Here is a 10,794-nt window from a genome sequence, read left to right as displayed (position 1 = left end):
CCATGTCGGTGCCAATCCGCCCACCGGTCACCGTGCCTGACAACCCGCTGCACGCCCTGCTCGACCGGGAGGTGCTCACTAACCCCTACCCGTTGTTCGAGCGGTGGCGGGAGCAAGGTCCGATGTGGACGTCGGACGGTTCCCTGCTGCTGAGCGATCACGCCTCCTGCACGGCGGTGCTCAAGAGCCACACGACCATGGGCAGTGACACGTTCAACGCGCCGGGGATGCGGGAACTCTTCGGCGACCGCGGCGACGAGCCGGTGCTCAACTCGATCTTCTTCATGGACGGTCCCGGACACGGGCGGCAGCGGAACCTGGTCAGCAAGGCGTTCACGCCACGGATCACCGCGAGCTTCGAGCCGTGGATTCGCGAGATCGTGGACGAACTGCTCCGAGACTGCCTGGCCGACGGCGAGTTCGACGGCGTGCAGGACCTGGCCGCGGTGCTCTCGCTGCGGGTCATCGCGACTCTCCTGGGCATCCCGGGCGAGGACATCCCGATGCTGCGGGAGTGGTCCAGCGACATGGCGCTGTCCACGGAGCTGCCCACGCTGGTGGCCAGCTTCCACTCCAGCGCGATGTTCGACAGCGAGGAACTCGTCCGCATCGTCCGCACCATCACGGAACTGCACGGCTACTTCGCGGACCTCATCCACAAGCGCCGCCGCAACCCCGGTGAGGACCTCATCTCCAGCCTGCTCTCCACGCAGGAGGACGGGCGCGGGCTGAGCCGGCGTGAGGTGACGAACGTCGTGGTGACCGTGTTCACCGCGGCCCACGAGTCCACCACGAACCTGATCACCAACGGCCTGCTCGCGATGTCGCGCCACCCGGAGCAGTTCCAGCTGCTCCGGCAGGACCCGGCGATCGTCGGCGACGTGGTCAGCGAGGCGCTGCGCTACGACTGCCCGATCATGCTGACCGGCCGTGTCGCGCTGCGGTCCGACCGGATCAACGGCCTCGACATCCCCGAGGGCTCGGTGGTCACCCTGGTCCTCGCGTCCGGCAACCGGGACGAGCGGGTGCACCCGAGGGCGGACCGGTTCATCGCGGACCGCAAGGCGGGCGTGATGAACCTCGCCTTCGGCGCCGGCGCGCACTTCTGCCTCGGCAGCAGCCTGGCCCGGCTGGAGGCGGAGATCGTGTTCGGTGAGCTGGCTCGCCGGCTGCGCGGCTTCCACGTGCACGAGGACTCACTGAGCTATCGCAGGCACGTGGTCGTCCGCGGCCTCGAAACCGAGCGGATCACCTTCCAACTCTGACCGGCCGTTTGTCGCAGGGAGTCGTCCATGCCCGATGAAGTCAGCCCCGATGAAGTCAGCACGCTCCGGAACTATCTGAAAAGGGTCACCACCGATCTGTTACGCACCCGGGAGCAGTTGCGTGACGCGACCGAGCAGTCCGCCGAGCCGATCGCGGTGGTCGGCATGGCGTGCCGGCTGCCCGGCGACGTGGCCTCGCCTGCCCAGCTGTGGGACCTGGTGGCCGCGGGCACGGACGCCATTTCGCCTTTCCCCGTGGACCGGCACTGGCCGATCGAGGAGCTCTACGACGCCGATCCGGAGTCCCAGCGGGCACGGCGGTCCTACGTACGCGAGGGCGGCTTCCTCGGCGGGGCGGGCGACTTCGACCCCGCGTTCTTCGGCATCTCCCCGCGCGAGGCGCTGGTGATGGACCCGCAGCAGCGGTTGGTGCTGGAGCTGGCCTGGGAGGCACTGGAGTCCGCGGGCATCCTGCCGGACTCGCTGGTGGGCGAGCGGGCCGGGGTTTTCGTCGGCGCGTCCAGCAACGACTACGAGATGCTCTGGCAAGGCACCGACCAGTTCTCCCAGTACGGCATCACCGGCAACACCATGAGCGTCATCTCGGGCCGGATCAGCTACGCCTTGGGCTTGCACGGCCCGGCCCTCACCGTGGACACCGCCTGCTCGTCCTCCCTGGTCGCCACCCACCTCGCGATGCGCGCCCTGCGCGCCGGCGAGTGCCCGATCGCGCTGGCGGGCGGTGTGACGGTGCTGAGCACCCCGGAGACGTTCGTCGAGTTCTGCGGTCAGGGTGTCACCTCCCGGGACGCCCGGATCAAGGCGTTCGCGGCCGGGGCGAACGGCTCGATCTGGGCCGAGGGGGCGGGTCTCCTGGTACTGGAGCGGCTGTCCGACGCGCGGCGGCACGGCCATCAGGTGCTCGCGGTGCTGCGCGGCTCGGCGGTCAACTCCGACGGCACCAGCAACGGGCTCTCCGCACCCAACGGCACCGCCCAGCAGGAGGTGATCCGTACCGCGCTCGCCGACGCCGGACTGTCCGCCCAGGACGTCGACGTGGTCGAGGCGCACGGCACCGGCACCCCGCTCGGCGACCCGGTGGAGGGCACCGCGCTGGTGGCGGCCTACGGCCGGAACCGGCCGCCCGGTCAGCCGCTGCTGCTGGGCTCGCTGAAGTCCAACATCGGGCACACGCAGGCCGCGGCCGGTGTGGCCGGCATCATCAAGATGATCATGGCGATGCGGCACGGTCTCGCGCCGAAGACGCTGCACGTGGACAGCCCCACCCCGAAGGTGGACTGGGGAGTGGACGGGGTCAGCGTGCTCGCCGACGCGATGCCCTGGCCGGAGACCGGCCGAGCGCGCCGCGCCGCCGTCTCCTCCTTCGGGATCAGCGGCACCAACGCCCACGTCGTGCTGGAACAGCACGTCGAGCCGGAGGCGCCGGAGCCCGGCGTGCCGTCCGCCGGTCTGCTGTGGACGGTGTCGGGCCGGACCGAGGACGCGCTGCGCGCCCAGGCGGCCCGGCTGCTGGCCTTCGCCGAGTCCGGCGACGCCCCCTCCGCCGAGGGGCTGGCGTACGCATTGGCCACCCGCCGCACCCACTTCCGCCACCGGCTGGCAGTGCCCGGCCGGAACCGGGCCGAACTCACCGCCGCGCTGCGCGGCCACCTCGACACCGGCCTGGCCTCCGACGTGGCGGTGGGCGCCGCGGCCGGCGGCGGGCTGTGCATGCTGTTCACCGGCCAGGGCGCGCAGCGGCCCGGCATGGGGCGGCAGCTCGCCGCCTCCTTTCCGGCGTTCGCCGAGGCGTTCGACGAGGTGTGCGAGCTGTTCGACCGGGAGCTGGAGAGTCCGCTGCGGACCGCGCTCGACGGCGAAGCGGACCTGCTCGACCGCACCGACTACGCCCAGGCCGCCCTGTTCGCGGTGGAGGTCGCGCTGTTCCGGCTGATGCAGTCCTGGGGTGTGCGCCCGGACCTGCTGCTGGGACATTCGATCGGGGAGATCAGCGCGGCGCACGTGGCCGGGGTGTGGTCGCTGCCGGACGCGGTCCGGCTGGTGGCCGCCAGAGGCCGCCTGATGGCCGCGCTGCCCGAAGGCGGCGCGATGCTGTCCGTACAGGGCACCGAGCAGGACCTGGCCCCCTGGCTGGCGGGGCGCGCGCGGCGGGTGTCCGTCGCGGCGGTGAACGCCTCGGACACGGTGGTGGTCTCCGGTGCGGACGAAGACATCACGGAACTGGAGGCCGACTGGGCGGGCCGGGGACGGCGGACCCGGCGGCTGCGGGTCAGCCACGCGTTCCACTCGCCGCTGATGGAGCCGATGCTGGCCGAGTTCGGCACGGTGGTGGCCGGGTTGACGACGCACGATCCGGAAATCCCGGTGATCTCCAACCTCACCGGCGAGATGGCCACGGCGGAGCAGCTGCGCTCGCCGGAGTACTGGACCGCGCACGTCCGGCAGGCGGTGCGGTTCCACGACGGGCTGCGCACCGCACGCGAGGCCGGCGCACGCGTCCTGCTCGAACTGGGGCCGGGCGCGGTGCTTTCCGCGCTGGCCGGGCGGGACGCCGGGCCGGACGAGGCGATGGTGCCCACCCTGCGCGGGGCCGATCGTGACGAGACCAAGGACGTGCTGCTCGCCCTCGGCGCGCTGCACACGCAAGGCGTGGAGGTGGACTGGCCCGCCGTACTGCCCGCCGCGCCCGCCAGGACGGCGGACCTGCCCGCCTACGCGTTCCAGCACGAGAGGTACTGGCTGGTGCCGGACGGGAACGGGCTGAACCTGCGTACCACCGGGCTGCTCCCGGTGGGCCACCCGCTGCTGGGCGCCATGCTGTCCGCGGCCGAGGGCGACGGCGTGCTGCTCACCAGCAGGCTGTCCCTCCAGTCGCACTCCTGGCTGGGGGGCCACCGGGCGCGCGGCATCCCCCTGCTGGCCGGCACCGGCTTCGTGGAACTGGCGCTGGCCGCGGGCGAGCAGATCGGCTGCGACCTGCTCGAACAGCTGACCGTCGAGGCGCCGCTGGTCCTGCCGGAGCACGGCGGGGTGTCGGTGCAGGTGGTGGTGGGCAGCACCGAGGAGACCGGCCGCCGCCCGGTGCGGGTGTACTCCCGGCCGGAGGGCGTGGGCCAGGCCGAGCCGGGCCCATGGCAGTCACACGCCTTCGGCTACCTGGGTATCCACACCGCTACGCCGGACACGACCCTCGCGCACTGGCCGCCGCGGGACGTGCGCGAGATCCCGGTCGCGGACGTCTACGACGAGGTGGTGGAGGGCAGGCACTTCCGCTACGAGGGCGCGTTCCGCGGTCTGCGGACCCTCTGGCAACGCGACCACCCCGACGGGACCTCGGAGATGTTCGCCGAGGTCGCCCTGCCCGCCGAAGCGGCGGGGGACGCGAAGCGCTACAGCCTGCACCCGGCGCTGCTGGACGCGGCACTGCACGCGGTCGGTCTCGGCCCGCAGCTGGACGGGATCGACGAGGGCAGCGGCTCGATGCCGTTCTCGTGGTCGGGGCTGTCGCTGTTCCGGGCCGGAGCCTCGACGGTGCGGGTGCACGCCACCGGCGGGAACGGCGACGTGGCGATCACGCTGGCGGACGAGACCGGTGCCACCGTGGCCACGGTGGACTCCCTGGTGTTCCGGCCGCTGCCCGCCGACGAGTCCTACCTGCTGGGACCGGCCGAGGACGGCGCGGAACTGCTGGCACAGGACTGGGTGCCCGTACGCAGGCCCTCCACCGTGGACGATTCCGGTGGATGGCACGACCCCGGGACCGGCGGGCTCGACCTCGCGGCGCTGGCGGACGCGGAGGACCCGGTGCCGCCGGTGGTGGTGCTACGCCCGGCCCGTCCCGCCGGGGACGACGTCACCGCACGGGTCCGCGCCGCGCTCACCGAGCTGACCGGGTACCTGCGAGTGTGGCTCACCGACCAGCGGTTCGCCGGTTCGGTGCTGGTGGTCTGCACCGAGCGCGCGCTCGGCGTGCGGGCGGGCGACGAACCCGACCTGGCACTGTCCGCGGCCCACGGGCTGGCGCGCTCGGCACAGAACGAGTACCCGGGCCGCCTCCTGCTGGTCGACGCCGACGAGCCGACCGGCACCGCGTTGCGCGACGCGGTCGCCGTCGCGTCTGCGGCCCGTGAGCCCCAGGTGGCGCTCCGCGCGGGCGAGATGCTGGTGCCCCGGCTGCACCGCGACGACGGCCCGGCGGAGAGCGACGGCGGCCCGGCCGCCCGCACGCCCGATCCCGACGGCACCGTACTGATCACCGGTGGGCTCGGGTCGCTGGGCCGCACGCTGGCCCGGCATCTGGCAAGCCGGGGCGCCCGCAGGCTGCTGCTCCTCTCGCGCCGTGGCGCGGAGAGCCCAGGCGCCGCGGAACTGGTCGCCGAACTCGGACAACTCGGCGCGCACGCCGAGCTGGCGCGCGGCGACGTCGCCCGGCGGGACGACGTGGCCCGGGTGCTGGCCGAAGTGCCCGCGGCACACCCGCTCACCGCCGTGGTCCACGCGGCCGGTGTGCTGGACGACGGCCTGGTGGAGTCGCTGACCGACGGGCAAGTGGAGAACGTACTGGCGCCGAAGGTCGACGGAGCCTGGCACCTGCATGAGCTGACCCGGGACCTCGATCTCGCCGGGTTCACGTGTTTCTCCTCCGCCGCCGGCGTGTTCGGCACCGCGGGCCAGGGGGCGTACGCCGCGGCGAACGCCTTCCTGGACGCGCTCATGAACCAGCGGGCCGCCGCCGGACTCCCGGCCCGCTCGCTGGGCTGGGGCCTGTGGGCGCCGGACAGCGAGGCCGGTACGACCGACGGGATGGGCGGCGGGATGGCCGCCGCGGACCGGGCCCGCATGGACCGCACCGGGATCCGCGCGCTGACCGTCGCGCAGGGCCTGGCGCTCTGGGACACCGCGACCGGCTCGGACCGGGTCCACCTGGTGCCCATCGGGCTGGACCCGGTCACCGTGGCCGGTCTGGGAGAGGAGGGCATTCCGCCGTTGCTGCGCGACCTGGTCCGCCCGGCCCGCCGCAGGCGCTCCGCGCGGTCCGCCGCGCCCGCCGAGTCCCCGGCGGACCTGGCCCGCAGGCTGGGCGGGCTGAGCCCCACCGAACGGGACCGGCAGCTCCTCAACCTGGTGCTCGGGCACATCGCGGCCGTGCTCGGCCACCCGTCCACGGACGGGGTGCCCGCGGACGGCCCGTTCGGAGACCTCGGATTCGACTCGCTGAGTTCGGTCGAGCTGCGCAACCGGCTCAACACCGCCACGGGTCTGAACCTGCCCGCCACCTTGGTGTTCGACCACCCCACTCCGGCCATCCTCGCGGCGCACCTCGGTACGGAGGTCGCCCCGGATGCCGCCGGCGCGGAGGAACCGGCGGACGGCCCCGCCGAACGCGGCCCGGACCAGCTCTCCGGACTCGCGCAGGCGGTCGAGGAGGCGCTGGCCGGCGAGCACGCGCAGCGCGACGCGCTGCGCGGACGGCTGCGGGCGGCGCTGCGCGCGCTGGACGGCGAGCCGGATCTCGGGGTGGACGAGCTGAGCTCGGCCTCCGTGGACCAGCTCTACGCCTTCGTGGACCGGGAATTCGGCGATGCGTGAGCCAGCAGCCGGGACCGCCCGGCCGACCGGAGAGGAATCGAAAGCTGTGGGCGAGGACCCGAAGCTCGTCAAGTACTTCCAGCGGGTCACCGCGGAACTCCAGCGCACCCGGGAGCGGTTGCGGGAGCTGGAGAACCCCGTCGACGACCCGGTGGCCGTGGTCGGCATGGGCTGCCGGTTCGGCGGTGGGGTCGGCTCGCCGGAGGAGCTGTGGGAACTGCTCGCCGCGGAGCAGGACGTGATCACCGGGTTCCCGGCCGACCGAGGCTGGACCGAAGACCAGATCTACCACCCGGAGCCGGGCACACCGGGCCGCTCCTACGTCCGGCACGGTGCCTTCCTCGACGACGCGGCCGACTTCGACTCCGAGTTCTTCGGCATCTCGCCGCGCGAGGCGCTCGGCATGGACCCGCAGCAGCGGATCGCGCTGGAGGTCGCCTGGCAGGCGCTGGAGTCCGCCGGTATCGATCCGGCCGGGCTGCGCGGCAGCCGCACCGGCGTGTTCCTCGGACTGTCCAACGCGGACTACGTCACGGCGGTCCGCGAGATGCCCGAGGACATGCTGGGCCAGCTCTCCATCGGCAACGCGGCCAGCGTGACCTCCGGTCGGCTGGCCTATGTGTTCGGCCTGCAGGGACCCGTACTCACGGTGGACACCGCCTGTTCCTCGTCCCTGGTCGGTATCCACCTCGCCGCGCAGTCGCTGCGCGCGGGCGAGTGCACCCTGGCGCTCGCGGGCGGGGCGACCGTCCTGTCCAGCCCGCTGCTGTTCATCGACTACGCCCGGCAGCGCGCCTTGGCACCGGACGGGCGGTGCAAGCCCTTCTCCTCGGCCGCCGACGGCACCGCGTGGGGCGAGGGCGCCGGGATGCTGGTGCTGGAGAAGCTCTCCGACGCACGCCGCAACCACCACCCGGTGCTCGCGCTGCTGCGCGGATCGGCGATCAACTCCGACGGCACCTCCTCCGGGCTGACCGCCCCGAACGGAACCGCGCAGCAGCAGGTGATCGCCGACGCGCTCGCTTCGGCCGGTCTGTCGCCCGCGGACGTCGACGCGGTGGAGGCGCACGGCGCGGGCACCGCGCTCGGCGACCCGATCGAGGCGCAGGCACTGTTGGCCGGGTACGGCCGCCACCGCGGCGACCGGCCGCCGCTGCTGGTCGGCGCGGTGAAGTCGAACCTCGCCCACACCCAGGCCGCAGCCGGAGTCGCCGGCGTGGTCAAGATGGTGCTGGCCATGCGGCACAGCACGCTGCCCAGGACCCTGCACCTCGACACGGTGACCCCCCGGGTCGACTGGGCACAGGGCGGCGTCGAACTGCTCACCAGCGCGGTCCCGTGGCCGCGCGACGGGCGTCCCCGGCGGGCGGGCGTGTCCGCGTTCGGAGTCGGCGGCACCAACGCACACGTGATCCTGGAGGACCCGGGGCCCGACCCGGACATCGAGCCCGGCGACCGGGCCGTCCCGCCGCTGCTGGCCTGGACCCTGTCGGGCAGGACCGAACAGGCGCTGTCCGCGCAGGCGGCCGCGCTGCACGAGTACCTCGACCGGGCGCGCCCGGATCTGCTGGACCTGTCGTGGTCGCTGGCCACCACCCGGGCGCACCTGCCGCACCGCGCGGTGGTGTTCGGCTCCCGCCCGGCCGACCTCGCCGCGGGCCTGACCGCGCTGAGCACGGGCCGGAACGACACCGGGAGCACCACGGTGGCGGTCTCCGGCACCGCCGTACGGAACGGCACCACCGCGTTCCTGTACCCACACGAGTGCACCCCGGCCGTGGTGCGCGCGTTGGCCACGCAGTACGCCGAGGCCGAGCCGTTCGCCGAGCACCTCTCCGCATGTGCGGCAGTGCTGGCCGGGCTGGTCGGCTGGTCTCTGACGGATGTGCTGCGCGGTGACCCGGACGCGCCGCCACTGGACCGGCCGGATGTGTTGGTCCCGGCCACGCTGGCCGTGCTGACCGGCGTGACACGCATGTGGTGCGCGTCCGGAGTGCGCCCGGCGGCGTTGGCGGGACACGGATCCGGCCGGCTGGCCGCGTCCTGGGCGGTCGGGTGGCTGTCCCTGCCCTCGGCGCTGCGGATCGCGGCCGGATGCCCCGCAGGCGTCGAACCCGACGTCGTGGATGTCCCGCCCCCCGCGCCCGGCGTTCCGGTGCTGTGCGGGGACACCGGCCGTTGGCTGCGGGACCGTCCGGCCGAGGACGACTGCCGCACGGTGCCGACTGCCGAATCCGGCTCGGCTGCCCGCGAGCTGCGGGCCGACGGCCATCGACTGCTGATCGTGTTCGGCGGGGACACCGCGGGTATGGCCGCCGCACTGTCCGACGGTCCCGCCGTACTGGCCGTGCCGGAAGAGACGGAGAGCGCGGAGACCGGTTCAGCGGCGATCGTGCGCGCGCTGGGCCGCGCGTACGTGATGGGCGCGGCGGTGGACTGGCGTGCCGTCCTGGACGGCGCCGGTGCGCGGCGTATCCCGTTGCCCGGCTACGCCTTCCAGCGCAGCCGGTACTGGATCGAGCGCGAGTGGACCATGCCGGTGCTGATCTCCGACGACCCCGGGACGCGCGAGCCCGATCGGCGCTCGCCCGCGGCTCTGCTGTGGGCACTGCCCGAACAGGAGCGCACGCGCCACGTCGAGACGCTGGTCCGTGAGTGCCTGGACCAGGCGCTGGGCAACGGACCGGACGACCAGGTCGACGCCGAGGACACGTTCCGCGACCTCGGGATGGACTCGCTGGGCGCGGAGGATCTGCGCGACGGCCTCACCACCGGTGCCGGTGTGGAGATCGAACTCTCCGACGTGCTGAACTACCCCACGGTGGTCGACCTCACCGAGCGCGTGCTGGAAAAGCTGGCCGCCCGCGCCGAGGCGGGCACGCTCGACGAGATCGCGGGAACCGCCCGGTCCGGGAACGAGGTGCCCGCATCCGGCACCGGGCCGGTGGACCCGGCGCCCGAGAACGCCGACGAAAGCGACGGCAGCCTGGCCTCGTTCTACATCCGGGCGATCCGCACCGGCCGGATCAACGTCGCTCTCCGCCTGGCCCGCGCGGCCTCGGAGACGCGCGACACGTTCGACCAGGACGATCCGCGCGATCTCGCCGAACTGCGCAAGGTGGGGGCGGGCGCGGGCGGCCCCACGGTCGTCGGCCTCACCCCGCCGATCTTCCCCAATCTGGACCTGCCCTACTCCTACCTGCACGCCGGGCTGGACCCCGCGTCCGACGTGTGGTCGCTGTGGTCGCCCGGATTCGCGGGCGAGGCGCCGCTGCCCGCCGACCGTGCCGCCCTGATGCGGATGCTGGCGAAACCGCTGCGCCGTGAGCTGGCCGGCACCCCGTTGATCATCGCGGGCTACTCCTCGGGCGGCTGGCTGGCGCACGACCTGGCCACGCACCTGGAGCAGACCGGCGTCCCCGTCACCGCGCTGCTGCTGCTGGACTCGTACCTGCCGGAGGAGGCGATGGACCAGACCGAGACCCGCAGCGAGTTCATGCGTGAGCAGATCCGACGACGTGACCTCATGGGCATGTCGCTCGACCGTCCGGACCGGACCGTGACCACCAGCGGCCAGATCGCGGCGATGGGCGGCTACAGCAGGATCTACAGCAACTGGCGGCCCGGCCCGCTGAAGGCGCCGATCCTGCACCTGCTCGCCAGCGAGGTCGTCGCGGGCGTGCCCACCAGCTCGGAAGACCACCCGTTCCCGGCCGAACTGACGCACCGCGTGCGCACACTGCCCGGCGATCACTTCACCATCCTGTCCCAGCACGCCGACCTGATCTCAGCGAACCTGCACGAGTGGCTGACGGAGGTGCGTCCCGCCTGACGATCGACGGGGGCGCTCGGGTGTACGCACCTCCTCAAGGCAGAGGCCGTTTTGCTCGGTGAGTTGGCGCGAGGCGGGCAGGGGCGG

At 73.3% G+C, this 10,794-nt stretch carries 3 protein-coding genes; all 3 read left to right on the top strand.

All coding sequences use genetic code 11. The features are described 5' to 3' along the window. Positions 1–2 precede the first annotated feature (2 nt). Genes A6A06_RS32635 through A6A06_RS32625 form a run of 3 tightly spaced genes read left to right on the top strand, consistent with a single transcriptional unit; the run spans position 3 to position 10,707 of the window. Positions 3–1,265 (top strand): cytochrome P450, encoded by a 1,263-nt coding sequence (locus tag A6A06_RS32635; protein WP_073766392.1) that lies wholly within the window; start codon positions 3–5, stop codon positions 1,263–1,265. A gap of 27 nt (positions 1,266–1,292) precedes the next feature. Further along, complete coding sequence (locus tag A6A06_RS32630; RefSeq protein WP_073766390.1) at positions 1,293–6,875, top strand: type I polyketide synthase; 5,583 nt, start codon at positions 1,293–1,295, stop codon at positions 6,873–6,875. Further along, positions 6,868–10,707 carry a type I polyketide synthase gene (locus A6A06_RS32625; RefSeq protein WP_079194513.1) on the top strand — a complete coding sequence of 1,280 codons (3,840 nt, stop codon included), beginning with the start codon at positions 6,868–6,870 and terminating at the stop codon, positions 10,705–10,707. The genes A6A06_RS32630 and A6A06_RS32625 overlap by 8 nt, the downstream gene beginning before the upstream one ends. Positions 10,708–10,794: the final 87 nt, after the last annotated feature.

Origin of the sequence: Streptomyces sp. CB02923, from assembly GCF_001905005.1 — a bacterium.
Lineage (GTDB): Bacteria > Actinomycetota > Actinomycetes > Streptomycetales > Streptomycetaceae > Streptomyces.
The sequence above is the reverse complement of the archived record's forward strand: the minus strand, read 5'-3'. Positions and strand labels throughout refer to the sequence as shown.